Annotated in this window: 23 protein-coding genes; 21 read left to right on the plus strand and 2 right to left on the minus strand. The window is 59.4% G+C overall.

Annotated features, from left to right (window positions below):
* Positions 1–2 precede the first annotated feature (2 nt).
* From JTP94_RS21370 to lpxB, 15 genes are all read left to right on the plus strand, one after another.
* Entirely contained in the window at positions 3–620 is a 618-nt protein-coding gene (locus JTP94_RS21370) for a 5-bromo-4-chloroindolyl phosphate hydrolysis family protein (RefSeq protein WP_204852481.1), read from the plus strand.
* A complete protein-coding gene (locus tag JTP94_RS21375; RefSeq protein ID WP_204852482.1) occupies positions 620–1,726 on the plus strand; it encodes a substrate-binding domain-containing protein in 1,107 nt (368 codons plus the stop codon). The genes JTP94_RS21370 and JTP94_RS21375 overlap by 1 nt, the downstream gene beginning before the upstream one ends.
* A 188-nt stretch (positions 1,727–1,914) precedes the next feature.
* Positions 1,915–2,682 (plus strand): 30S ribosomal protein S2, encoded by a 768-nt coding sequence (rpsB, locus tag JTP94_RS21380; protein ID WP_204852483.1) that lies wholly within the window; start codon positions 1,915–1,917, stop codon positions 2,680–2,682.
* Between the two features lie 274 nt (positions 2,683–2,956).
* On the plus strand, positions 2,957–3,883 hold the full coding sequence (tsf, locus tag JTP94_RS21385; protein ID WP_204852484.1) for a translation elongation factor Ts: 927 nt from the start codon (positions 2,957–2,959) through the stop codon (positions 3,881–3,883).
* 134 nt (positions 3,884–4,017) lie between these two features.
* Positions 4,018–4,737: a UMP kinase gene (gene pyrH, locus JTP94_RS21390; protein ID WP_034505151.1), complete on the plus strand. Its 720-nt coding sequence runs from the start codon at positions 4,018–4,020 to the stop codon at positions 4,735–4,737.
* A 55-nt stretch (positions 4,738–4,792) separates the two neighbouring features.
* A complete protein-coding gene (gene frr / locus JTP94_RS21395; RefSeq protein ID WP_034505150.1) occupies positions 4,793–5,353 on the plus strand; it encodes a ribosome recycling factor in 561 nt (186 codons plus the stop codon).
* 107 nt (positions 5,354–5,460) lie between these two features.
* Positions 5,461–6,207: an isoprenyl transferase gene (locus JTP94_RS21400; RefSeq protein ID WP_034505148.1), complete on the plus strand. Its 747-nt coding sequence runs from the start codon at positions 5,461–5,463 to the stop codon at positions 6,205–6,207.
* Positions 6,207–7,040, plus strand: coding sequence for a phosphatidate cytidylyltransferase (locus tag JTP94_RS21405; protein ID WP_204852485.1), 834 nt, complete (start codon positions 6,207–6,209; stop codon positions 7,038–7,040). The genes JTP94_RS21400 and JTP94_RS21405 overlap by 1 nt, the downstream gene beginning before the upstream one ends.
* A gap of 24 nt (positions 7,041–7,064) precedes the next feature.
* Positions 7,065–8,738, plus strand: a complete 1,674-nt coding sequence (gene rseP, locus JTP94_RS36070; RefSeq protein WP_204852486.1) for an RIP metalloprotease RseP — start codon at positions 7,065–7,067, stop codon at positions 8,736–8,738.
* A gap of 200 nt (positions 8,739–8,938) precedes the next feature.
* Positions 8,939–11,272 carry an outer membrane protein assembly factor BamA gene (gene bamA / locus JTP94_RS21415; RefSeq protein ID WP_204852487.1) on the plus strand — a complete coding sequence of 778 codons (2,334 nt, stop codon included), beginning with the start codon at positions 8,939–8,941 and terminating at the stop codon, positions 11,270–11,272.
* A 51-nt stretch (positions 11,273–11,323) separates the two neighbouring features.
* A complete protein-coding gene (lpxD, locus tag JTP94_RS21420; RefSeq protein ID WP_204852488.1) occupies positions 11,324–12,391 on the plus strand; it encodes a UDP-3-O-(3-hydroxymyristoyl)glucosamine N-acyltransferase in 1,068 nt (355 codons plus the stop codon).
* The gene (fabZ, locus tag JTP94_RS21425) at positions 12,384–12,857 is read left to right on the plus strand and encodes a 3-hydroxyacyl-ACP dehydratase FabZ (protein ID WP_034505141.1); all 474 of its coding nucleotides are present in this window, start codon (positions 12,384–12,386) and stop codon (positions 12,855–12,857) included. The genes lpxD and fabZ overlap by 8 nt, the downstream gene beginning before the upstream one ends.
* Positions 12,854–13,669, plus strand: coding sequence for an acyl-ACP--UDP-N-acetylglucosamine O-acyltransferase (gene lpxA / locus JTP94_RS21430; protein WP_204852489.1), 816 nt, complete (start codon positions 12,854–12,856; stop codon positions 13,667–13,669). Before fabZ ends, lpxA begins: the two co-directional genes overlap by 4 nt.
* A gap of 2 nt (positions 13,670–13,671) precedes the next feature.
* A complete protein-coding gene (locus JTP94_RS21435) occupies positions 13,672–14,553 on the plus strand; it encodes an LpxI family protein (protein ID WP_204852490.1) in 882 nt (293 codons plus the stop codon).
* Complete coding sequence (gene lpxB, locus JTP94_RS21440; RefSeq protein WP_204852491.1) at positions 14,550–15,731, plus strand: lipid-A-disaccharide synthase; 1,182 nt, start codon at positions 14,550–14,552, stop codon at positions 15,729–15,731. The genes JTP94_RS21435 and lpxB overlap by 4 nt, the downstream gene beginning before the upstream one ends.
* A gap of 27 nt (positions 15,732–15,758) precedes the next feature.
* On the opposite strand, the gene gltA is transcribed toward lpxB, so the two are convergent.
* On the minus strand, positions 15,759–17,048 hold the full coding sequence (gene gltA / locus JTP94_RS21445) for a citrate synthase (protein ID WP_034505135.1): 1,290 nt from the start codon (positions 17,046–17,048) through the stop codon (positions 15,759–15,761).
* Between the two features lie 280 nt (positions 17,049–17,328).
* Between gltA and JTP94_RS21450 the strand changes: the two genes are divergently transcribed.
* Positions 17,329–19,788 carry a ComEC/Rec2 family competence protein gene (locus JTP94_RS21450; protein ID WP_204852492.1) on the plus strand — a complete coding sequence of 820 codons (2,460 nt, stop codon included), beginning with the start codon at positions 17,329–17,331 and terminating at the stop codon, positions 19,786–19,788.
* Here the strand turns inward: JTP94_RS21450 and lexA are convergent.
* Positions 19,769–20,491 carry a transcriptional repressor LexA gene (gene lexA, locus JTP94_RS21455; RefSeq protein ID WP_204852493.1) on the minus strand — a complete coding sequence of 241 codons (723 nt, stop codon included), beginning with the start codon at positions 20,489–20,491 and terminating at the stop codon, positions 19,769–19,771. The genes JTP94_RS21450 and lexA overlap by 20 nt on opposite strands.
* 426 nt (positions 20,492–20,917) lie before the next feature.
* Here lexA and JTP94_RS21460 point away from each other — a divergent pair, with 426 nt between their 5' ends.
* The 5 genes from JTP94_RS21460 (at position 20,918) to pdhA (ending at position 25,811) form a co-directional block, all read left to right on the plus strand.
* Positions 20,918–21,805 (plus strand): VOC family protein, encoded by an 888-nt coding sequence (locus JTP94_RS21460; RefSeq protein WP_204852494.1) that lies wholly within the window; start codon positions 20,918–20,920, stop codon positions 21,803–21,805.
* Positions 21,802–22,641 (plus strand): 3-deoxy-8-phosphooctulonate synthase, encoded by an 840-nt coding sequence (gene kdsA / locus JTP94_RS21465; protein WP_204852495.1) that lies wholly within the window; start codon positions 21,802–21,804, stop codon positions 22,639–22,641. The genes JTP94_RS21460 and kdsA overlap by 4 nt, the downstream gene beginning before the upstream one ends.
* Positions 22,642–22,789: 148 nt before the next feature.
* The gene (gene eno, locus JTP94_RS21470) at positions 22,790–24,064 is read left to right on the plus strand and encodes a phosphopyruvate hydratase (protein WP_204852496.1); all 1,275 of its coding nucleotides are present in this window, start codon (positions 22,790–22,792) and stop codon (positions 24,062–24,064) included.
* Between the two features lie 234 nt (positions 24,065–24,298).
* Positions 24,299–24,610, plus strand: a complete 312-nt coding sequence (locus JTP94_RS21475) for a septum formation initiator family protein (protein WP_034505127.1) — start codon at positions 24,299–24,301, stop codon at positions 24,608–24,610.
* Positions 24,611–24,767: 157 nt separating this feature from the next.
* On the plus strand, positions 24,768–25,811 hold the full coding sequence (pdhA, locus tag JTP94_RS21480; RefSeq protein WP_204852497.1) for a pyruvate dehydrogenase (acetyl-transferring) E1 component subunit alpha: 1,044 nt from the start codon (positions 24,768–24,770) through the stop codon (positions 25,809–25,811).
* The last annotated feature ends 18 nt before the right edge of the window (positions 25,812–25,829 follow it).

Raw genomic sequence — 25,829 nt, forward strand, 5'->3', positions numbered from 1 at the left:
TAATGCGCAATTGGTTCGGCAATGACTGGAATTGGATCGTGGCGGGGCTTGCCGCCGCGATCGTCGTTCCTGTGCTGAGCTTCTTTGCCGGCATGCCGATATGGATCGCGGCCGTCATCGGCCTGCTCGTTTTCGTCGGCCTTATCTTTGTGCTGGCGCCACGCGGTCTTTTCGAGGGGCTGGACGCCAAGGCCATCGGCAGGGGGCGGATCGAATTTGCCCGTGACCTGCTGAATTCGGCGGCACCCGCTGCGCGAAGGCTGGAGGCTTCGGCTGCCCAGATTGCCAGCAAGGAGACGGCAAGGCGGGTGCGGCACCTGGCTGAGATCGCCGGCGATGTCTTCGCCAAAGTGGAGGCCAATCCGGAAAGCGCCGGCACGGTCAGGCGGTTCCTCAGCTACTACCTGCCGCGCGCGGCCGAAGTGGCGGAGGGTTTCGCCGTGATCGAGGCGAAGCGCCAGCCGGATGCGACACGTCTTCAGGAGGTCGATCTGGTCCTGACCAAACTGGAGGATGCCTTCGTCCATTATTCGGACAGCCTGGTCGACGACAGGCTCGATACGCTTGATACGGAGCTGCGCCTGATACAGGCCTCGCTCAAAGAGGACATAGGACGCTGATGGCCATTTCCCGCCGCGCTTTTGGAGTAGGGCTGCTCGCCGCCGGGGTTGCCGGCAGCGGTGGTTATTTTGCCGTCAAGGACAGGCCGGAGCTACAGGGGCTGCTCGGCAACCGCACCAAGCTCTTCGGCTTCATCGGTGGCGAAAAAGAGGCATTTCTGGCCGACAGCGATGTGATCGGCGCACTCCACAGCCACGGGCTGGAAATCAACAGCCGTGTCGCGGGCTCCGTCGAGATGGTGCGCGAGCAGGCGCTCCTGTCGCAGAACCCCGCGTTCCTCTGGCCTTCTTCCTCGATCATGGTCGACATAGCCCGGCAGAGCGGCATCAAGATCCGCAACGATCGCGTCATCCTCAACACACCCGTCGTCATCTATTCCTGGCAGCCTGTCGTCGATGGATTGACCAAGGCCGGGCTTGTCACCACGACATCGGAAGGACAGCATCAGCTCGATCTGAAAGCGCTGCTGGATGCAGTGCTTTCCGGAACGACCTGGTCGAAGCTCGGCGTCAACGCGCTTTACGGACAGGCGCGGATCGTCTCCACGGATCCCAATCGCTCCAATTCCGGCTTCATGTTCTCCGGCCTCGTGCTCAGCCTCTTGAGCGGTAATGTCGCAAGCGCGGACAACCTCGCGCAGTTTGGCGACAAGACGCAGTCCATCTTCCGCAACATGGGCTTCAAGTCGTCGTCATCAGGCAAGCTTTTCGAACAATATCTCGCGGGCGGCATTGGTGGCGAGCCGATGATCGTCGGCTATGAGAATCAGTTGGTGGAATGGATTCTCGCCGATCCGCAGCGGTGGCACCGGGTCCAGGCCAGCAATGGAGCAAAGCCCGTGGTGCTCTATCCGCATCCGACCGTCTATTCCGCCCATCCGCTCATCGCCATCGACGAACAGGTCGACCGCATGATCGAGGCGCTGATCAGCCCGCGATTGCAGGAGCTTGCCTGGACCAAGCATGGTTTCCGCGGGCCGCTCGGAACGGCGACCGGAGATGCCGACAGCGCCATTGCCGGCTTGCTGCCGGCGGAAATCGACGCCGTCTTGCCGATGCCGGACGCTAATGTCATGCTGGCGCTGCTCGATAAACTGGCGGCTTGAGGGCAGGGCGCGCAGCTATTTTTCGTTCCAAGCCTTGCATTCCCGGCAAATCGAATGTATGGCCAGCCGCATTCCACACGTAAGGCATGGGATTGTCCGGGAGAAATCCGGATCGTTCCGCCCGGTGGCATTCTCGAAGAGGATGCTGTTCGCCTTGCGGAGGTTCAACCGGAAAAGGATACAAAGGCATGGCATTGCCCGATTTTTCTATGCGCCAGCTTCTCGAAGCAGGTGTTCACTTCGGCCACCAGACACATCGCTGGAACCCGAAGATGAAGCCGTACATTTTCGGCGATCGTAACAACATCCACATCATCGACCTCGCCCAGACGGTTCCGATGCTGAGCCGCGCTTTGCAGGTCGTCAGCGACACCGTTGCCCGTGGCGGCCGCGTTCTGTTCGTCGGCACCAAGCGTCAGGCGTCCGAACTGATCGCCGACAGCGCCAAGCGTTCGGCCCAGTACTACGTCAACGCCCGCTGGCTCGGCGGCATGATGACCAACTGGAAGACGATCTCCAACTCGATCCAGCGTCTGCGCAAGCTCGACGAAATCCTCTCCGGCGATGCCCAGGGCTTCACCAAGAAGGAACGTCTGAACCTTGAGCGCGAGCGCGAAAAGCTCGACAAGGCCCTCGGTGGTATCAAGGACATGGGCGGCACGCCGGACCTGATGTTCATCATCGACACCAACAAGGAAAAGATCGCGATCGACGAAGCCAAGCGCCTCGGCATCCCGGTCGTCGCCATCATCGACTCGAACTGCGATCCGGACCTGATCGACTATCCGATCCCGGGCAACGACGACGCTTCGCGCGCCATCGCTCTTTACTGCGACCTGATCGCGCGTGCTGCCATCGACGGCATCGCTCGCCAGCAGAGCGCATCGGGCCGTGACCTCGGCGCTGCCGAGGAAACTCCGGTTGAGCCGACCCTGGCGGACGGCGCCGAAGCCTGATCGCGCCTCGAGGCGGGCAGGAGACTGTCCGCCCAAGCGCATTGACATCCGGGATAGGGCCGTTTGCGACTTCAAGAAGTTCGAGCGGCCTTATCGCGTTTTGGGTAACGCTTTGCCTGGGCGGTAAATCCAGGCATGTTCCAATCAAGAATTCCAGAGTGTGACGCGGCTTCATAACGCTGTCATACTTACGGGTACATTTCGTCCCTCAAATCGGTGCCGCCTCGGTTCAAAGCCGCTTGCCGCACCGTATGAACCGACAAAGAGGAAGCTTATGACCGAGATTACGGCTGCACTGGTGAAGGAACTGCGCGAAAAGTCTGGCGCAGGCATGATGGACTGCAAGAAGGCGCTGATCGAAACCAACGGCGATATCGAAGCTGCGATCGACTGGCTGCGCGCCAAGGGCATCTCCAAGGCCGACAAGAAGTCCGGCCGTACCGCCGCTGAAGGCTTGGTCGCCATTGCCGGCGCCGGTCACAAGGCCGTTGTCGTCGAGCTCAATTCCGAAACCGACTTCGTTGCCCGTAACGATGCCTTCCAGGACCTCGCTCGCGGCATCGCCGAAGTTGCGCTGTCCACCGACGGCACGGTCGAAGCCATTTCGGCTGCGACCTATCCCGCATCCGGCAAGCCGGTCGCGGACACTATCAAGGACGCAATCGCGACCATCGGCGAGAACATGACGCTTCGTCGTGCGGCCAAGCTGGAAGTCGAGCACGGCGTCGTGGCGACCTACATCCACAACGCTGCTGGCGACGGTATCGGCAAGCTCGGCGTTCTGGTCGCCCTGAAGTCGCTCGGTGACAAGGCCGTTCTGACGTCGATCGGCCGCCAGGTTGCCATGCACATTGCTGCTACCAACCCGCTGGCTATCCGCGCCGAAGAAGTCGATGCCGCAGTCGCCGAGCGCGAACGCAACGTCTTCATCGAGCAGTCCCGCGAATCCGGTAAGCCGGAAGCCATCATTGAAAAGATGGTGGAAGGCCGCATGCGCAAGTTCTTCGAGGAAGTCGCTCTTCTCTCGCAGGCCTTCGTCATCAACCCGGACCTGACGGTCGCTGCTGCCATCAAGGAAGCTGAAAAGACCGCCGGCGCCGCGATCGAAGTTGTCGGCATGGCCCGTCTGCTCCTTGGCGAAGGCGTCGAGAAGGAAGAAACCGACTTCGCCGCCGAAGTCGCTGCTGTCGCCAAGGGCTGATCAGCGAAAAGAAATCATATCCCGGATTGGTGAAACCATATCAGGGAAAACGTCAGGGCATCGCGTGACAACGCGGTGCCCTTCGTGTATCCGGCTTTCACAATCATCCCCCGCGATCACTTCAAGGAGCCACGATGTCTCAGCCGATCTACAAGCGCGTACTGCTCAAGGCCTCCGGCGAAGCCCTCATGGGTAGCCAGGGGTTCGGTATCGACGTTACCGTCTCCGACCGGATTGCATCCGACATCGCCGAAGCGCGCGCAATGGGCGTTGAAGTCGGCGTGGTCGTCGGCGGCGGCAATATATTCCGCGGTGTCGCCGTGGCCTCCAAGGGCGGCGACCGCGTGACCGGCGACCATATGGGCATGCTCGGAACCGTCATCAATGCGCTGGCGCTGGCAACCTCGCTGCGCAAGCTCGACATCGAGACCGTCGTGCTCTCGGCCATTTCCATGCCGGAGATCTGCGAGAGCTTCTCGCAGCGCGCCACGCTTTATCATCTCTCGCTAGGCCGTGTGGTGATCTTTGCGGGTGGCACCGGAAATCCGTTCTTCACCACTGATTCTGCAGCCGCATTGCGCGCCGCCGAAATGGGCGCGCAGGCCATCTTCAAGGGCACGCAGGTCGACGGCATCTATTCCGCCGATCCGAAGAAGTTTCCGGATGCCGAGCGTTTCGATCATCTGACCCACAGCCAGGTGCTGGAAAAGGGGCTGGCGGTCATGGATGTGGCCGCTGTGGCGCTTGCGCGGGAAAATTCAATTCCGATCATCGTTTTCTCTATTCACGAGAAGGGCGGCTTCGCGGAAATCTTGACCGGCGGCGGCCGCAAGACCATCGTATCAGACAACTGACGTTCCTGTGGCGCTAGGCCCGCCCGGCGTCGCCTTATTACAGGGGAGTATAGACATGAGTGAAGGCACTGACCTAAAGGAACTGAAGCGCCGCATGGACGGCGCAATCGCGGCATTCAAGAGCGACATCGCCTCGCTGCGTACCGGCCGCGCATCCGCAAACATTCTGGATCCGGTCACGATCGAAGCCTATGGTTCGCGCATGCCGCTGAACCAGGTGTCCAACATCACCGTGCCGGAAGCGCGCATGTTGACCGTATCGGTATGGGACAAGGCGATGGTCGGTGCCGTCGAGCGCGCGATCCGCGAATCCAATCTCGGCCTCAATCCCATCATCGACGGCCAGAATCTGCGCATTCCGTTGCCGGAGCTCAACGAGGAGCGCCGCCGCTCGCTGGTCAAGGTCGCACACGAATATGCCGAGAAGGCCAAGGTAGCGATTCGCCACGTCCGCCGTGACGGCATGGATGGCCTCAAAAAGGCCGAAAAGGATGGTGTAATCGGTCAAGATGAGAGCCGCTCCCTCTCCGAGCGTGTGCAGAAGATGACGGATGAGACGATTTCGGATGTCGACCGCTTGCTAGCCGACAAAGAAAAGGAAATCATGCAGGTCTGATCGTGCGCTGGGGTGTCGTGCTTTCGATTTGGAAACATTGAAAGCGGTGACGGCGCCCTAGATTACGAGATCAGAGCATTCTTCCCGCCGAACGAAACCGGACCCATATGTCAGATCCTACGTTCTCTGCCGTACCCGAACACGTTGCCATCATCATGGACGGTAACGGGCGATGGGCCAACGCGCGCGGCCTGCCGCGCACCATGGGTCACCGCAAGGGCGTGGAGGCAGTTCGGGAAACGGTTCGAGCAGCGGGTGATATCGGTGTGAAATATCTCACGCTTTTCGCCTTTTCCTCCGAAAACTGGCGCCGCCCCGAGACCGAGGTGAGCGACCTGCTGGGGCTCCTCAAGGCGTTCATCCGGCGGGATCTCGCCGAGCTTCATCGTCAGAATGTGCGGATCCGCGTCATCGGCGACCGCAGCAATCTGCGCGGCGACATTCTGCCGCTGCTGATCGAGGCCGAGGAGACCACCCGGGACAATACGGCCCTGACGCTGGTCATCGCCTTCAACTACGGCTCTCGCGACGAGATTGCCCGCGCCGTCGTGAGCCTCGCGAAGGATGTCGAGGCAGGGCGGCTGCGTCCGCAGGACATCAGCCCGGAGCTTGTGGACGCCCGCCTGGATACCGCCGGAATTCCCGATCCCGACCTCATTATCCGCACGAGCGGCGAGGAGCGGCTATCGAACTTCCTTTTGTGGCAGGCCGCCTATTCGGAATTCATGTTCGTGCCGGAATACTGGCCCGATTTCAGCCGTGACCTGTTCTTCGCCGCGCTGGAGAAATATGCCGCGCGCGACCGGCGCTTTGGCGGCCTCTCCGGCAAGCAGGCGGCGGCCGTGGGGTCTTGATGAGCCGTGAACTCAGGCTGCGCATCATCTCCGGCATCGTCCTTGCCGTCATTGTTCTTGCGGCTACCTGGTATGGCGGCCTGAGTTTTCGCCTTCTGGCGGCGGCAATCGGCCTGCTCGTCTACTATGAATGGTCGACGATAACTGACTTGCACGGACGCGATCCCCAGGGAAATGCGCTTGGCTGGCTCGGTCTCGTGCTGATCGCCGGCGCAACGCTGAGGAGCGAATCGGTCTATTCCATCGAGGTTCTGGTTGCTTTTGTCGCGGCGACCGCGATCATGGTTGCCGTTCGGCGGACAACCTGGTGGCTGCCGGGCGGCATATTCTATTCCGGATTGACGGCGATCGCCCTTGCCGAGATTCGCGACGACGATCTGCGCGGTTTCGTGTTAATGCTGTTCATCTTCGCGACGGTATGGGCTACCGATATATTTGCCTATTTCGTCGGCCGGGCGATCGGCGGTCCGAAACTTGCGCCGCGCATATCGCCGGGCAAGACCTGGTCGGGCGCAATCGGCGGTGCCGTTGCTGCCATCATCGCGGGAACCGCTGTTGTCTGGAGCTTCTTTTCCGCCGATGATTTGAGGATCCCGATGCTTGCGCTGGTGCTGTCTGTTTGCAGCCAGATCGGCGATTTATTCGAGTCTTTCATCAAGCGCCGTTTCGGTGTGAAGGATTCCAGCCATCTGATTCCAGGCCATGGCGGCGTCATGGATCGAGTCGATGGACTAATTTTTGCTTGTTTTGCAGCGTTTTTGTTGGCTATCGTAATATCGCTGACAATGAGCGGCGAGACCTTGTCATTGGGCGGCGTTCTGCTCGGGGTCTAAAATTAACGCGAACAGGATCGTTGCATGGGTGGCGCGGCTAGCTTCATTGGTTTCTTGACGAACAACGTCATCACGTTTGTTTTCGTCTTGTCGCTGCTCGTTTTTGTGCACGAGATGGGTCACTATCTGGTCGGGCGCTGGTCCGGTATCCGGATCATGGCATTTTCGATCGGTTTCGGCCCCGAAATCCTGGGATATACCGATCGGCACGGCACGCGCTGGAAGCTTTCAATCATACCGCTCGGCGGCTATGTGCGCTTCTTTGGCGACGAGGATGCCTCGAGCAAGACCGATACGGATCAACTGGCGGCCATGACGGAGGAAGAGCGCGCGCAATCCTTCGCCGGCGCCAAGCTCTGGAAGCGGGCGGCAACCGTTGCCGCCGGTCCGATCGCAAACTTCATTCTCGCCATTGCAATCTTTGCCGTTCTTTTCAGTGTCTACGGTCGTACCGTCGCCGATCCGGTCGTCGCCATGGTGACGCGTGATGGCGCCGCTGCAGAAGCCGGTATCGAGCCCGGCGATCGGCTGATGGCCATCGACGGTGTCAAGGTGAAGACCTTTGACGAAGTGCAGCGCTATGTCGGTCTGCGTCCGGGCCGCACGATCGTTCTGTCGGTCGAGCGTGACGGCCAGATGCGCGATTTCCGCATTATGCCGAAGCTGGTGGAGGACACCGATCAGTTCGGCAACAAGATGGAGATGGGCCGCATAGGCATTGCGCTCGTCGATCCACTGGTCACAGGCGTAGAGCCGAATGGACCGGCGGCAAAGGCCGGCGTGGTGGCCGGAGATCGCCTGATCGCCGTGGATGGCAACACTGTAGCGACCTATTACGATATCGGCCGCTATATCGGTGATCGACCCGGCAAGAGCCTCGTACTGACGATACAGCGCAACGGCGAGATACGCGATTTTCCGATTGTAGCGGAAACGCTGGCGGAAACGGATGCCTCCGGCAACAAGAAGGATGTCGGCAGCATCGGCATTGCGCCGATCGATCCGTTGGTGGCGTCGATCGCGCCGGATAGCCCCGCTGAAGCTGCCGGTCTCGAACTCGGCGACCGCATCCTTTCCGTGGATGGACAGGCCGTAGGCTCCATCAGCGAAGTGCAGCGTTACGCCGCCTCTCACGCGGACAAGCCCGTGGCACTGTCCGTCGAGCGCGGCGGCCAGACACGCGATGTGACGGTTACGCCGAAGAAATCCGAGGAGACCGATATTTTCGGCGCACAGATCGAAATAGCCACCATCGGCATTACCGACGGTCAGAAGCCGATCAGGCTGCGCTACGAAACGTATGGACCGTTCCAGGCGCTTGGCGAAGGGGTCAAGCAAACGGGCAGCATCGTCTCCGGCACATTCGAATATATCGCCAATGTCATTGGCGGCTACATGAAGGCCGACCAGCTCGGCGGGCCTATTCGGGTTGCGCAACTGTCTGGACAAATGGCAACCTTAGGTTTCTCCGCGGTGCTCCAGTTCGCCGCCATACTTTCTGTTTCAATAGGGTTATTAAATTTGATGCCGGTGCCGGTACTTGATGGCGGCCATCTGATGTTCTATGCGATTGAAGCCGTAAGGGGAAAACCCTTGGGTGCACGGGCGCAGGATATCGCTTTCCGGATCGGATTTGCGATGGTGCTGTCACTCATGGTGTTTGCGACATGGAACGATATTAGTTCCAGAATAGGCTGATGGGGCAAGCGAGAGGAAAATTACGATTTATTTACGATGTTTCAAAGCTGTAGTGGCGAATGGGTCACGCTTTGAAATGAAGTAAACGGAAATTAACTTGCTCCCTTGCTTGTATGTCAAAAGCGGGTAAAACGACACACGTGGCCGGAATCGGGTTCGCCCGGGGCTGGGGACGACTGAAAAAAAGGTAAGAAGTGAAAATGAAGGCTGGTTCAAGATTATTGAACGCAGTGTCGGCGGTAGCGCTGTCTGCTGGTGTTGTTGCGTCGGGCGCTGGTGTTATCACCCTTGCCTCTACCTCAGTCGCGGAAGCCGCTGTTATCCAGCGGATTGATGTTCAGGGAGCTGGGCGCGTCGGCGCGCAAGCTGTTCGAGACAACATCACGATCAAGCCTGGCAAAAGTTTCTCGCCAAGCGACATCGACGCATCGGTGAAGCAGCTTTACTCCACCGGGTATTTCTCCGATGTCCATATGACCGTTTCGGGCAGTGCCCTGGTCATATCGGTCAAGGAGAATCAGCTCATCAACGCTGTGGTCTTCAACGGCAACCGTAAGATCAAGGACGACAAGCTGCAGGGGATCGTTCAGACCCACGCGGCCGGCCCCTACAACGAGGCCACCGTCCAGGCTGACGTCAAGACCATCAAGGATGCCTATGCCGCCATCGGCCGCAACGATGTGCAGGTAACGACGCAGACCGCCGAGGTCGCTCAGGGCCGTCTCAACGTCGCCTTCGTCATCAACGAAGGTGATCGTACGAAGATCGACAAGATCAATTTCTCGGGCAATCAGGCTTACAACAGCGGCCGTCTCGCTTCGGTGATCAGCACCAAGAAGAGCAACTTCCTGTCGTTCCTGACCCGCAAGGACGTTTACAGCCCGGATCGCCAGCAGGCCGACCAGGATGCGCTGCGTCAGTTCTACTACAACCATGGTTATGCCGACTTCCGCGTCGTCAGCGCCGATGCGACGCTGAACGAGCAGAACAACGAATACACGCTGAACTTCAATGTCGATGAAGGTCCGCGTTACACCTACGGCGACATCAATGTCATCTCGACGGTCGACGGCATCAATGCCGAGGATCTGAAGAGCCTGGTCATCACCCACAAGGGCGATGTCTACAGCGCCAAGGACATCCAGACCTCGATCGAGAACATTTCCAAGCGGGTGGCTTCTGCCGGCTATCCGTTCGCCCGCATCACGCCGCGCGGCAACCGCGATCTGACCGGTCATACGATCGGCATCGAATATCTGGTCGATCAGGGCGAGCGCGCCTATGTCGAGCGTATCGAAATCCGCGGCAACACCCGTACACGCGACTATGTTATCCGCCGCGAGTTCGACCTGAACGAAGGCGATGCCTTCAACCAGGAAATGATCACGCGCGCCAAGCGCCGCCTCGACGCACTCGGCTATTTCACCAAGGTTGACATCACCACGGCACAGGGCAGTGCCCCGGATCGTGTGGTTGTCATCGTCAACGTCGAAGATCAGCCGACCGGTTCGTTCGGTATCGGTGCCGGTTACGCCGTCGGCAACAACGGTGGTCTGCTGCTGGAAGCTTCGGTTGAAGAAAAGAACTTCCTTGGCCGCGGCCAGTACATCCGCATCGCAGCGGGTGCCGGCACGGAAGGCAATCGTACCTATAACATCTCGTTCACCGAGCCCTACTTCCTCGGTTATCGTCTCGCTGCAGGTTTCGATATCTTTAAGAACCAGACGTCGAGCGACGACTTCTACGACTATTCGGAGGAAGGCTTCTCGCTGCGCGTGACCGCGCCGATCACCGAGAACTTCGCGACGACCCTGCGCTACAACTACAAGCGCCTGACCTACGACGGCACGAACGATTGGCAGGACAACCTCTCGGCTCCGTATCTCAATCTCGTCGAGAACGGCCCTTGGGTGCAGTCGACGGTTTCGCAGACCTTTACCTACAACACGCTGGATGACCAGAATCTGCCGCGTGAAGGTATCATTGCCAAGTTCACGCATGAATATGCGGGTCTGGGCGGCGACTCCGACTTCTACAAGCTGAGCGGCAAGGCCCGTTACTACAAGATGATCAGCGACGAAGCCGATATCATCGGCTCGCTGACCGTCGGTGCCGGTTATGTCCTGCCGACTGACAAGACCCTCAACGTCTTCGATCAGTTCACGCTCGGTGGCCGTGAAATCCGTGGCTTCGAAAATGCTGGTATCGGTCCGCGTTCGTCGAATGGCGATCCGTTGGGCGGCACGACCTACTTCACGGCTTCGGCTGAAGCCAGCATGCCGATGCCGGGCGTTCCCCAGGATATCGGTCTGCGCGTCGCAGCCTTTGCCGATGCGGGTACGCTCTACGGCAACAAGGCCAATCTGTTTGGTGACATCCTGCACAACGACAACTCGATCCGAGCTTCGCTTGGTGCAGGTCTGATCTGGTCTTCGCCGTTCGGCGTCATCCGTGTTGACTATGCCGTGCCGGTTCTCAAGGAAGATTACGACAAGACTGAGAATTTCCGGTTTGGCATCGCCAACCAGTTCTGATATCGGCAGCCTAGAACAACGGGCTTGAACACCGTTCTGGAGCTGGTGCTTATGGAACATATTGGTTTCTTCCCGCCCCATGGTGGCGTCAGCTTACGAGAGTTGGCTGAACATCTTGGGGCGGACCTTATTGATGCGACCTTCGCGGAGGTCGTCATCAAGTCGATTGCTCCTGTCTATAGGGCAGGCGAAGGCGACATTTGTTATATCCTTTCCCGGAAGAATCGCGCCGAGCTTGAGACGTGCAAGGCTTCGGCGATCATTTGCCTGCCGGCGCTGAAATCTTTCGTCCCCGCGCACATTCCGGTTCTTCTCTCCAAGAAGCCGCATACGGACTTTGCGCTTGCCGGAGCGTTGTTGCATCCTGAAGCCATGCGTCCGATCGCGTTCACGTCGAACCCCGGCGTGATCTCTCCCGGCGCCGTCATTGACGCGACAGCCAAGCTCGAAGCCAATATCGGTGTGGAGCCGGGCGCGGTCATTGGACCTGGCGCCGAGATCGGCGAGGGCACGTGGATCGGTGCCAATGCGCTTATTGGACCGGGTGTGAGGATCGGACGAAATTGCACTATTGGCGGTGGCGCAAGCGTACTCTGCTCGTACCTCGGTAATGGCGTCATCATTCACAATGGAGCGCGTATCGGCCAGGATGGTTTCGGTTATGCGCCAGGGCCTCGCGGCATGGTGAAGATCGTGCAGATCGGCCGCGTCATCATCCAGGATAATGTCGAGATCGGCGCCAATACCACGATCGATCGCGGCACAATGGATGATACCGTGATCGGCGAGGGCACCAAGATCGACAATCAGGTCCAGATCGGACATAACGTTCGCATTGGCCGCCATTGCGCCGTCGTCAGCCAGGTCGGCATAGCCGGCAGCACGCTGATTGGTGACGGTGTGCAAATCGGCGGTCAGGCGGGGCTGAACGGCCATATTCATATTGGCGACGGTGTACAGATCGGCGCCAAGAGCGGTGTTATGAACAGCATTCCGGCGGGCGAGCGTTATGCCGGTCATCCGGCGCGGCCCCTGTGGGATTTTCTGAGGGAATCGGCGGAGATCGCGAAGCGGTCCGGAGCCAGAGAAAAGAAGGACGGGAGTGCGGAGCATGACTGAGGAAGCCAAGACATCGTTGTCGTCGGCTGACGTTCTGGAAATTATGAAGCTTTTGCCGCATCGCTACCCCTTCCTGATGGTCGATAAGATCATCGAGATCGATAGCGATAATTCCGCAATCGGCATCAAGAACGTGACGGCCAACGAGCCGCAATTCACCGGGCATTTTCCAGGTTCCCCGATCATGCCGGGCGTACTGCTCATCGAAGGCATGGCTCAGACGGCAGGTGCGATCTGCGCCCGCAAGGATGGCATCGGCGGCAATCTCGTCTACTTCATGACGATCGACAATGCCCGTTTCCGCAAGCCGGTAGTTCCCGGTGACCGCGTCGAATTCCATGTCGTCAAGCAGAAACAGCGCGGTACGATCTGGAAGTTCCATTGTGATGCCAAGGTCGATGGCATCCTGGTTGCCGAAGCCGATATCGGCGCGATGATTGTGAGGAAGGATCAGGACGAGGCATGAGCAGCATCGCAAAAAGCGCGAACATTCATAAGTTCGCGGTCGTTGAGGATGGTGCCATCGTCGGCGAAAACGTCGAGATCGGGCCTTTCTGCCACGTGGGCCCCAAGGTCGTGCTGCATGATAATGTCCATCTGCTGACGCATGCTGTCGTTACCGGTCGCACGACGATCGGCAAGGGAACGAAGATCTTTCCGATGGCCGTTGTCGGTGGCGACCCGCAGAGCGTTCATCACGGCGGCGAAGAGACGACGCTGGATGTTGGTGAGAACTGCACGATCCGTGAAGGTGTGACGATCAATACCGGCACGGCTGACTACGGCGGCAAGACGATTGTCGGCAACAACAATCTGTTCCTCGCCAATTCCCATGTCGCGCATGATTGTCGCGTCGGCAACAATGTCATCATGTCCAACAATGTCATGCTGGCGGGGCATGTGACCATCGAAGATCGCGCTATCCTGGGCGGTGGCTGCGCCGTGCACCAGTTCACCCGCATCGGTCGGCAGGCTTTCGTCGGGGGACTTTCCGCTGCAAGCTACGATGTCATTCCCTACGGCATGCTGAACGGAAATCCGGGCGTGCTGTCCGGCCTCAACATCGTCGGTATGACGCGCGCAGGCATAGACCGCGCGATTATTCACAGGGTTCGACGCGCCTACAAGAGCATCTTCGAAGGCGAAGGTTCGATCCGCGACAATGCCGCGGCGATCCGTGACGAATATGCCGATTGCAAGGAAGCGATTGAGATCCTCGATTTCATCGCAGCCGATAGCGATCGCGCGCTATCGTCGCCCAATCGCGGCAAGAGCTGACGGTGGTCTCGGCCGGCCAAAACGGCAAGGGCAGGTTGGCGATCATCGCAGGCAGTGGTTTTTTGCCCGTTTATGTCGCTGAAGCTGCCCGTCAGGCCGGCGAAAATCCTGTCGTCATTGCGCTGACGAACGAGGCGGATCGGGATTGGTCCGCTTTCGATCACGCCAATCTCGGTGTCGGCAATTTCGCCGGCCTTGAAGTCACGTTCCGCCGCTATGGCGTTGACCGGGTCGTCATGTCCGGCGGCGTCGCGCGTCGTCCGCCTTGGCGGGAGGTGCATCCGACGTGGCGCGTGATCAAAGAATTACCCTCGACTATCCGCACGCTTCTTTCCGGCGGCGACAATGCCGTGCTGCAGATGGTCATCCGCCTGATCGAGGCCGGCGGCGTCCGCGTCGTCGGTGCGCATGAGATTGCGCCCGACCTGCTGGCGACCACCGGGCCGCTCGGCCAGCACTCGCCATCGCAAGAGGATTTGCGCGATATCGCCCAGGGTGCGAAGGCTGCCGATGCGCTGGGGTTGCTGGATGTCGGCCAGGGTGCCGTCAGCGTCGGTGGCCGCGTCGTGGCGCTGGAGGGTGCCGAGGGCACGGACAAGATGATCGAGCGTGTTGCCGGCTTGCGCGCCGAGGGCCGTATATCGGCGCGCCGTCGCGGCGTGCTGGTCAAGCTCTGCAAACCGCAACAGGATGTGCGAGCCGATCTGCCGTCGATCGGCGTCTCGACCGTGCTGAACGCCAAGAAGGCCGGCCTTGCCGGCGTTGCGGTGGAAGCGGGCAGGGCGCTGGTTCTCGACCGTGAGGCGGTGATTGCCGCGGCCGATGAAGCCGGCATCTTCGTCTGCGGTATTGATCGTGGTCTCAGCGCGGAGGGCTTCATGTGAGCGGCGCTCCCTTGAAGCTCGCTGTCGTTGCGGGAGAGGTTTCCGGCGATCTGCTGGGTGGTGATCTCGTCGCGGCGTTGAAGCGGCGCCATGGCGGTCCCGTGGAGCTGATCGGTGTCGGCGGCGAGGCGCTGGAAGCGCAAGGCCTGCGCTCGCTTTTCGACTATTCCGAACTGTCGATCATGGGCTACATCCAGGTGATCAAGAGATTGCCGAAGCTGCTTGCCCGCATTCGGCAGACGGCCGAAGCCATTATTTCAGCCAAGCCCGATGTGCTTCTGATCATTGATAGCCCGGATTTCACCCACCGCGTGGCGAGAAGGGTGCGCAAGGCATTGCCCGGCCTTCCGATCGTCAACTATGTCTGCCCCAGCGTCTGGGCGTGGAAGGAATACCGCGCGCGGGAGATGCTCGCTTATGTCGATCATGTGCTGGCCGTGCTGCCGTTCGAGCCGAAAGCCATGCAGCGCCTGGGCGGGCCGGCCACGACCTATGTCGGCCATCGCCTGACGGTGGATGCCGATCTGCTGGAGACGCGCCAACAGCGCGCTGTGCGCGGCACGAGTGCCGCCGACGCCCCAATGACGGTCCTTCTTCTTCCGGGGTCGCGCGCTTCGGAAATTCGCCAGCTCCTGCCGGTTTTTGAGCGGGCTACCGATGAACTTAGCCGGCGAAACGATGGCGTCCGGTATCTGCTGCCGACGGTGCCGAGGCAGGAGGCTTTGGTGCGGTCGCTTCTCGAAAATTGGAGCGTCAAGCCGGATATCCTCGTTGGTCAGGATGCGAAGTGGAAGGCCTTTGCGCAGGCGGATGCCGCCATGGCAGCGTCTGGCACCGTGATTCTGGAGTTGGGGCTTGCCGGCGTTCCCGTAGTCTCGACCTACAAGACGGAATGGCTGGCCAGATTCGTGATGTCGCGCATCAAGGTATGGACGGCGGCCTTGCCGAACCTGATTGCCGACTACGCCGTCGTGCCCGAGCTCATCAACGACATTTTGCGGCCCGTCCTGCTGGCCCGCTACATGGAGCGTCTGTCGAACGACACGCCTGAGCTATCGGCAATGCTCGCAGGTTATGATCTCGTCTGGCAGCGCATGCAGACGGAGGAGCCGCCTGGTGACAAGGCGGCCGCCGTGCTCCTGGAGGTCTTGTCCAATAAAAAAACCGGTCATTTCTGACCGGTTTTTTTGTTTTAGGTCCGGAGCTTAGCGCTTGGAGACCGGAACGTATTCACGCGGCGGTTCGCCCGTATAGAGCTGGCGTGGACGGCCGATGCGCTGATGCGGATCCTCGATCATCTCGTTCCACTGAGCGATCCAGCCGACGGTGCGGGCAAGCGCGAACAGCACGGTGAACATGGTGGTGGGGAAGCCGAGGGCCTTCAGCGTGATGCCTGAGTAGAAGTCAACGTTCGGATAGAGCTTCTTCTCGATGAAGTATTCATCGGTCAGCGCGATGCGTTCCAGCTCGATCGCGATGTCGAGCAGCGGATCGTCCTTGATGCCGAGTTCGCCGAGAACCTCGTGCGCCGTCTTCTGCATGATCTTGGCGCGCGGATCGTAGTTCTTGTAAACGCGGTGGCCGAAGCCCATCAGGCGGAACGGATCGTTCTTGTCCTTGGCGCGGGCGATGTATTCCGGAATGTGGTCGACAGAGCCGATTTCCGTCAGCATGTTCAGCGCGGCTTCGTTGGCGCCGCCATGAGCGGGGCCCCAGAGGCAGGCGATGCCTGCAGCGATACAGGCAAACGGATTGGCGCCCGAGGAGCCTGCAAGGCGAACCGTCGAGGTCGAAGCGTTCTGCTCGTGGTCGGCATGCAGGATGAAGATACGGTCCATGGCGCGTGCCAGCACCGGATTGACGACATACTCTTCGCAGGGAACGGCAAAGCACATACGCAGGAAGTTCGATGCGTAGTCGAGATCGTTTTTCGGATAAACGAAGGGCTGGCCGATATGGTACTTGTAGGCCATGGCGGCAAGCGTCGGCATCTTGGCGATCATGCGCAGGCTCGCGACCATGCGCTGATGCGGATCGGTGATGTCGGTCGAGTCGTGGTAGAAGGCCGACAGAGCGCCGACGCAGCCGCACATGACGGCCATCGGATGCGCATCGCGGCGGAAACCGGTGAAGAAGCGCGACATCTGCTCATGCACCATGGTGTGGTGCACGACGCGATAGTCGAAGTCCTTCTTCTGCGCAGCCGTCGGCAGTTCGCCGTAGAGCAGCAGGTAGCATACTTCGAGGAAATCGCCGTGTTCGGCCAGCTGTTCGATCGGATAGCCGCGATGCAGCAGAACGCCTTCGTCGCCATCAATATAGGTGATGCTGGACTCGCACGACGCGGTCGAGGTGAAGCCAGGATCGTAGGTGAAAGTGGAGGTGTTCTTATAAAGGGCACCAATATCAATGACACTCGGGCCGATGGTTCCGGTTTTGACCGGCAGGTCCACCGTCTTCTCACCCCAAGTTAGTTTCGCGCTTTGTTCCGTCATGCTGATCCTCCAAGATTTGGCGGGATTGACGCCATAAAAAGCGCCAAAAGGTTAAGCGACTACCGACTAGCTATATGATCCAGAGCCTAATGCCAAGTTATCCTAATGCCGAATTGTGCATTGCGGTATCAACTTTTGGGCACTGCAGTAGGGCATTTGGTCCCTCCGTTCCGGTAAATAGCGCAATTTGGCAATGGGTGTGCTGATTTTGGTTGAATTCACCGAATGGTGACGGCAAAAATCGCGTCATAGCTGTAGTTTTGCGTGGGGCAGGCAGTGAATGCCTAATTTAAAGGCACCGGAGCAGCAGGAGGATGGCAGGAATCTTCCTGGGCCTGCCGAGCTTCACTATGCCGCCACGCCTCTTGTTTCACGTGCCAAAGCGGGGCAGCGCGAGCGAACGCAGGATCAGGCGTCTCGGGTAGCGCGCTTCTACCTTGCTGTCGTCCGTATTCGCTCGGTTGTTTGGCGCTTGATCGAAGAGGAGGCCGCGCATGGTCGTGCCATCCTGTTTGCGCCGATCTATATGGGCCTCGGCGCGATCTTCTGGTTCAGAGCCGATATAGATCCACCTCCGCAGGCGGTGCTCGCTGCGCTCCTGATCCTGGCCGGCAGCTTTCTTTTCAGGCGCGAAGCGGGGCGCGTCTTCCGGCATGTCCTCTTCGCCGGCATGCTGATTTGTCTGGGCATGGCTCTGGCGCAATGGGAAAGCTGGCGGGCATCAACCATCATGCTCGACTCGGCTGTGACCACGACCGTCACAGGTCGGGTCGAAAGGCGCGAATCCTACGATAACGGAGGTTGGCGCTACGTCGTCAAAGTCGACAAGACAGAAAAACCTGCCATTCGCAGACCGCCGGAACGCGTCACCATTTTCGTGCGCAAGCAGGCAGAACCATTCAACCTCGGCGACCGCATCCAGGGCAAGGCGCGACTGACGCCCCCGGCCGGACCTGCTCTGCCGGGCCTCAACGATTTCGCGTTCAGCTCCTATTTCAACGGCATCGGTGCAAACGGCTTTGCCTTTGGAACGCCGAGTCTGTTGTCTCCGGCCAGTGATGTCTCGGCGGATTCGGTGCTGGCTAAAGCGGACATCTGGCTTGCCGGCCTGCGCAACAGCATAGGCGACAGGATTAGAAGAACCTTGCCCGGTGACACCGGCGCTTTCGCGGCTTCACTTGTCACCGATGAGAGACGCGCGCTTTCGGACGAGACGACCGAAGCGCTGCGAATGGCCGGGCTCACGCATATCATCGCCATTTCCGGCCTGAACATGGCGCTTTCGGCCGGCATCTTCTATATCGGCTTACGCTATCTGTTCAGCCTGTTTCCCGGCATGGCGCAGGCGTGGCCGACCAAGAAGATAGCCGCTTTCGGTGCGCTGGTAACCGTGACGGCTTACTATCTCATTTCCGGCTTTGGCGTGTCGGCCGAACGCGCCTTCATCATGATGGCGATCATGCTGGTTGCCGTACTCTTCGACCGGCCGTCGATCAGTCTGCGCAACGTCGCGCTCTCGGCAATCGTCATTCTCAGCCTGTCGCCGTCGCAGGTGCTCGGGCCGAGCTTCCAGATGTCCTATGCCGCGACACTGGCGCTGGTATCCGGCTACACGCTTTGGAAACGGCGCCAGCATCGGGAAAATATCCTGTCGCGCTCCAGGCTCCTGAGCCCGCTGCTGTTCGTTACGCGCTTCTTCGGCGGCATATTGTCGACCTCCTTCATTGGCGGTGCATCGACGGCGATCTTCTCGATCGAGCATTTTCACCGGTTGGCGACATACGGCCTTGCAGCCAATCTCGCTGCCATGCCGATCGTCTCCTTCATCGTCATGCCGTTCGGTATGGTGGCCATGCTGCTTATGCCATTCGGCCTCGACGGGCCCTTTTGGCAAATCACCGGCGAGGGGCTGGAGCTGGTCATCGTTATAGCCAAAACGGTGGCGGGATGGGGCGGCGATATTACCTTCGGCCGCCAGCCCGCCTGGCTTATGCCGACATTCATCACGGGCTTTCTGCTCATGACGATGTTGCGGACGAGGGTGCGCCATGTGGGCCTGCTGTTGCTACTCTCTTCCCTCGGCGTGGCAGCATTCGGCTCCGGCGTGCCCAGACCGGATCTCATGATTTCCGAGGACGGTGTTCTGGTTGCCTTGCGACAGGACGACATACTGGCAACAAATCGCGAAAGACCGCAGGCTTTCATTTTCGAACAGTGGCAGAGGGCGCTGGTTGCGACCGAGCATCAACCTCCGACTATCCTTCCTGTCGACAGCCGCCTTTCTCAGATCAGCAAGACGGATCATCGCCGGCGATTGAGCGTCGAAGAGCAGGGCGCTGTTCGCAAGGCAATGGATGAAGCACTCGACCAGACAATGCAGGGCAGCTTTGCCTGCCAAAAGGGCGCATGGTGCGTCGCGATGCTTGAAAATGGCGCGATGCTGGTCACCATCGAGGACGCCGCTTACCTGTCGCCGGCCTGCGATACGGCCAACATCGTCGTCACGCCTGTACGACTGCGCCTGGATCGCTGCCGCTCCGGCGCCATGCTTTTTACTGGCGCAACATTGCGGCGGACAGGGTCCATTGAGATGGACTTCAGCACCGACAAGCCAAATGTGGCGACTGCATTCGAAAATCCGCAGCGTCCATGGGCTCGGCACAGAACCTACGATTGGCGCACAGGCACATTCGGCGCGCCGATCGTCCCGGTATCACCGGTCAGTGATAACGGCGAATGAGGCCAACGAGCTTGCCTTGCACCTTGACGCGATCCGGTCCGAAGATGCGGGTTTCATAGGCAGGATTGGCTGCCTCGAGCGCGATGGAGGCCCCCTTGCGGCGGAAGCGCTTCAGCGTCGCTTCCTCGTCGTCGACGAGAGCGACGACGATATCGCCCGGATTGGCAGTCGTTGCATTGCGAATGATGACCGTATCGCCGTCAAAAATGCCGGCATCGATCATCGAGTCGCCTCTTACTTCCAGCGCATAATGCTCGCCTGAGCCGAGCATGTCGGCGGGAACAGTTATGTCGTGGGTATTGTTCTGGATGGCCGAGATCGGAACGCCTGCTGCGATGCGGCCCATGACCGGCACCGAAACAGAACCGTTCTGGTCGTCGTTCGCCACCTTTGGCGGGGCGGGCGGCGCAACCAGCTGAGGTTTGCCGAGGCTGCCTTCGATGACGCTCGGCGAAAAGCCGCGGCGCGGCTGCAGGCTTGGATTATAGGCCTCCGGCAGCTTGATGACCTCAAGCGCTCTGGCTCTGTTCGGGAGACGGCGGATGAACCCTCGTTCCTCCAAAGCCGTAATCAGACGGTGAATACCGGATTTGGATGCGAGATCCAGCGCGTCCTTCATCTCGTCGAAAGATGGTGGCACGCCGGACTCCTTCATCCGTTCGTGAATGAAGAGAAGCAGTTCCTGCTGCTTGCGCGTCAACATCGTCTTGGAACCCCAGAATCGAGAAAAGCGTGAAACAAATCCAGAACGGACACTATATGTTCCATATGTGTTCCGCAAGTACTTAAATTTCGGTAAAGCTTTGCGCGGACAGTTAAATATTCGACATCACTGGATGGACCCAATAAAAGTCTCACGCGGTCATATCCGCGCTAACCTAGCGGAAAACATGAGGAAATGCTGTCTGGTCCCTCATGGAGGCGGGTGCAGTCTACCTTGAGTAGCTGATGCGTGGATGAAAGCCATTTTCACGACATGCGAATCCGGTACGGGTCAAGGAATCAGCCGCTAGCTCCGGCGCCTTACGACAGGCTACGCGGTCGCCCTGCGCGTCTATCGTCTTGCTTTCGTCTTGAATTGGACGATGGATGGGCGCAAACCTGCGAGCGCAGGAAAACAGGAGACATCATGACCTTGTCGCCGCATCCGCTGGATCATCTCGTCTTGCCGACCGTCAATCTCGCTTCGGCGCGCGAGCGGCTCGGCAAGCTCGGTTTTACCGTCGCTCCCGACGCCCGTCATCCGTTCGGCACCGAGAATGCCTGCGTCTTCTTTGCGGACAAGACCTATCTTGAACCGTTGGCAGTCGCTTCTCACGAGCAATGTGAGGAGAGCGTCGGCGAGGGGAATGTCTTCGTTGCGCGCGATCAGGCCTATCGCTTCCGGCTCGGTGAAGACGGCTTTTCAGCCGTGGTGTTCGGCACGGAGGACGCTGTCGCCGATGACGAGCGCTTTCAGGCAAGCGCCATCTCGGCGGGACGCATGCTCGATTTCTCGCGTCCCATGAAAATGCCGGATGGAACAGAAACCGTCGCCGGTTTTCGTCTCGCTTTCGCCGCCGATCTGCGTGCGCCGGATTTTCTGGCCTTCTGCTGCCAGCGCATCAATCCTCTGCCGGCCGACCGCAGCGTGCTGGAGCACCATGAAAACGGCGTCACCGGCATTGCGCGGGTGGCGATATCGACACCCGCACCTGCCACATTCCGCACCTTTTTCGAAGAGATCGTCGGTGAACCTTGGATATCGGAGCATTCTTTCGGCCTGACGATCAGGGCGGCCAATGCCGATCTTGAGCTCCTGACGCCGGCTGGAATGGAAGCGTTTTACGATTTGCAGGTCCACACGGACGATCCCGGCCTGCGGGCGCGCGCAATCCTTTTCAAAACACGCGATCTTTCCGTGACATCGTCGCATTTCGCTGCTAACGGCGTCACCTACACGCGTAAGAACAATCGTATATTGACAAGGCTGGCCCCCGGACCGGGCGCCCTGTTCGCCTTCGAGGAGATAGCATGAGCACGAATTCTGAAGTGATCGTCGGCGAGGGAGCCTCCAAGGTTCTGTTTTCCAACACCGCCAAGCTGTCGCTTATTGCCGGTCCCTGTCAGATGGAAAGCCGCGAGCACGCCTTCATGGTTGCCGGTGTCCTGAAGGAACTCTGCGGCAAGCTCGGCATCGGTCTTGTCTACAAGTCCTCGTATGACAAGGCGAACCGTACCTCGCTCTCCGGCAAGCGTGGCATTGGCCTGGAGAAGGCCATGGAAGTCTTTGCCGATCTGAAAAAAGAATATGGCTTTCCGGTCCTGTCCGACATCCATACGGAAGAACAATGCGCTGTCGTCGCCAAGACGGTAGACATCTTGCAGATCCCGGCCTTTCTCTCGCGCCAGACTGACCTGCTGGTCGCTGCTGCCAAGACCGGCCGCGTCGTCAACGTCAAGAAGGGACAGTTTCTGGCTCCCTGGGACATGAAGAACGTGCTTGCCAAGCTGAACGACAGCGGTAACCCGAACATTCTTCTGTGCGAGCGCGGCGCCTCCTTCGGCTACAATACGCTGGTCTCCGACATGCGCTCGCTGCCGATCATGGCGGCGATGGGCGCGCCGGTGATTTTCGATGCGACCCATTCCGTGCAGCAGCCCGGCGGGCAAGGTGGTTCGACGGGCGGCGATCGCCGATTCGTCGAGACGCTGGCGCGCGCCGCCGTCGCCGTTGGTGTTGCCGGCGTTTTCGTCGAGACGCATGAGGATCCGGACAATGCGCCGTCGGACGGCCCGAACATGGTCTATCTGAAGGATATGCCGCGGCTTCTGGAGAAGCTGCTTGCCTTCGACGCCATCGCCAAGGCCTGAGAAATATCAGGCATTCAACAGGCTGACATGAATTTGCGTTACGGGCCTAGAGGAGTGTCAAATCGGGGTGCGGAGCGGCATTGTAATTTCCGCGTCTTCGATTAAGACCATTTCAATCGATTTATAAACCAGCGAGCAGGAAGCTATCATGACCGCAATCACCGACATTATCGCCCGCGAAATTCTCGACAGCCGTGGCAATCCGACCGTCGAAGTCGATGTCTACCTCGAAGATGGCAGCATGGGCCGCGCGGCGGTTCCGTCGGGTGCGTCGACCGGCGCGCATGAAGCCGTCGAGCTTCGCGACGGCGGCACGCGTTATCATGGCAAGGGCGTCGAGAAGGCTGTCGAAGCCGTCAACTCGGAAATCTTCGACGCGATCGGCGGCATGGACGCTGAAAACCAGATCCAGCTCGACGACATCATGATCGAGCTTGACGGCACGCCGAACAAGTCCCGCATCGGCGCCAACGCCATCCTCGGCGTGTCGCTGGCCGTCGCCAAGGCTGCCGCCCAGAGCGCCAACCTGCCGCTTTACCGTTATGTCGGCGGCGCTCACGCTCGCCTGCTGCCGGTTCCGATGATGAACATCATCAACGGCGGTGCACATGCAGACAATCCGATCGATTTCCAGGAATTCATGATCCTGCCGATCGGCGCTGACACCTTCCGCGACGCGGTGCGCATGGGCTCGGAAGTTTTCCACGTCCTTAAGAAGGAGCTGGCTTCCCAGGGTCACAACACCAATGTCGGTGACGAAGGCGGCTTTGCGCCGGGCCTCTCCAGCGCCCCTGCTGCCCTCGACTTCATCATGAAGTCGATCGAAAAGGCCGGTTACAAGCCGGGCGAAGAGATCGCTCTTGGCCTCGATTGCGCTTCGACCGAGTTCTTCAAGGACGGCAAGTACGTGCTTGAAGGCGAAGGCCGCACGCTGGAATCCGGCGCCATGGCTGAATACCTTGCCGAACTTGCCGCCAACTACCCGATCGTTTCGATCGAAGACGGCATGGCCGAGGACGACTGGGAAGGCTGGAAGACGCTCACCGACCTGATCGGCAAGAAGACGCAGCTCGTTGGCGACGACCTCTTCGTCACCAACTCTGCTCGTCTGCGCGACGGCATCCGCATGGGCGTCGCCAACTCGATCCTCGTCAAGGTCAACCAAATCGGCACGCTGACGGAAACGCTCGACGCCGTCGAAACCGCGCACAAGGCCAACTACACGGCCGTCATGTCGCACCGCTCGGGCGAAACCGAAGACTCGACCATCGCCGATCTCGCAGTTGCCACCAACTGCGGCCAGATCAAGACCGGCTCGCTGTCGCGTTCCGATCGTCTTGCCAAGTACAACCAGCTGATCCGTATCGAAGAAGGTCTCGGCCCGCAGGCAAAATTTGCCGGCCGCTCCATTCTTCGCGGCTGATGCCTGAGCCGCAGGATCCGTCGGATTTGCGGCTTGCACGCTTCTCTGAGATTGAACCGCGCTTTCGGGCGCGGTTTTTTATTAGCTGCGTAGTTAGAGTCAACGGACGGTTAATCTCTCACGGCTAGAGTCGCTCTAGGTGTTTGATTTGACGTGATCTTATCCGCAGCCGCAATGCTTCCGTCGCATCGTCTGAGGTTTGGGATTGCCTACGGCAGAGCGTTTCGAGCGAGTATGTGGACAAAGTATCATAAGAAGAGAAGGTTCGGCCGTTTCGTCCTTCCCGCCGTCACTGTCGCCTTTGTGAGCTACTTCGGCTATCATTGCGTGCACGGCGACTACGGGCTGAAGGCGACCGAGGTTTTCGAGCAGCGTCGCATCGACCGCAGCAAGGAGCTTGCCGATCTCGTCGCGAAGCGCGAGCACCTCGAAAAGGAGGTCGCCCTGCTCAGCGATGGCTCTCTGGACAGGGATATGCTCGACCAATATGCGCGTTATCAGCTGACCTATTCCAAGGCGAACGAGATCGTCATTTTCAACAAATAACCACAATTAACCAGATTTCGGTTAATCATTCTTTTCGTAGTTATAACAACAACTTACGAAGAATATGAGCCATGCAATTATAGCATTGCTGTGGCGAACAATCTTGCCTATGTTACGCCTCAACATAAAACGAGGCTACTCACACAGGGAGGGTTGAATGGCGCCGCGAAAAACCGCGTCCGTTTCCAGCCGCAAGACAGTATCCAAGCCCGCCAAGGACACCAATGGTGGTCCGATCGCGGATTTCGACCGTGATGCTGAGCTCAAGGCTTATCGTGAGATGCTCCTGATCCGCCGTTTTGAAGAGAAGGCCGGCCAGCTTTATGGCATGGGCTTCATCGGCGGCTTCTGTCACCTTTACATTGGTCAGGAAGCTGTCGTCGTCGGCATGCAGATGGCTTTGAAGGACGGCGACCAGGTCATTACCGGTTATCGCGACCACGGGCACATGCTGGCAACCGGCATGGAAGCACGCGGCGTCATGGCCGAGCTCACTGGGCGCCAGGGCGGCTATTCCCGAGGGAAGGGCGGCTCAATGCACATGTTCTCCAAGGAAAAGAATTTCTACGGCGGCCACGGCATCGTCGGTGCGCAGGTCTCGCTCGGCACCGGTCTCGGCTTTGCCAACTGGTATCGTGGCAATGACAATGTCAGCGTCGCCTATTTCGGCGATGGCGCCGCCAACCAGGGCCAGGTCTACGAAAGCTTCAACATGGCGCAGCTCTGGAAGCTGCCTGTCATTTTCGTGATCGAGAACAACCGTTACGCCATGGGTACTTCGACGGCGCGCGCCACCGCGCAGGCCGATTTCTCCAAGCGCGGCGCATCCTTCGGCATCCCGGGCCTCCAGGTCGACGGCATGGACGTTCGCGCCGTCAAGGCTGCGGCTGACGAGGCTGTCGAGCATTGCCGTTCCGGCAAGGGTCCAATCATCCTGGAAATGCTGACCTACCGTTATCGCGGTCACTCCATGTCGGACCCGGCCAAGTATCGTTCCAAGGACGAAGTGCAGAAGATGCGCTCCGAACATGATCCGATCGAGCAGGTTCGTGTTCGCCTTCTCGAAAAGGGCTGGGCAACGGAAGACGATCTGAAGGGTATCGACAAGGATGTTCGCGACATCGTCGCCGACAGTGCCGATTTCGCCCAGAACGATCCTGAGCCGGATGCATCCGCGCTCTACACCGACATTCTGCTCTAAATCGGGGAGGGACGATCC

Origin of the sequence: Martinezella lusitana (assembly GCF_016901135.1) — a bacterium.
GTDB lineage: Bacteria > Pseudomonadota > Alphaproteobacteria > Rhizobiales > Rhizobiaceae > Rhizobium > Rhizobium lusitanum_D.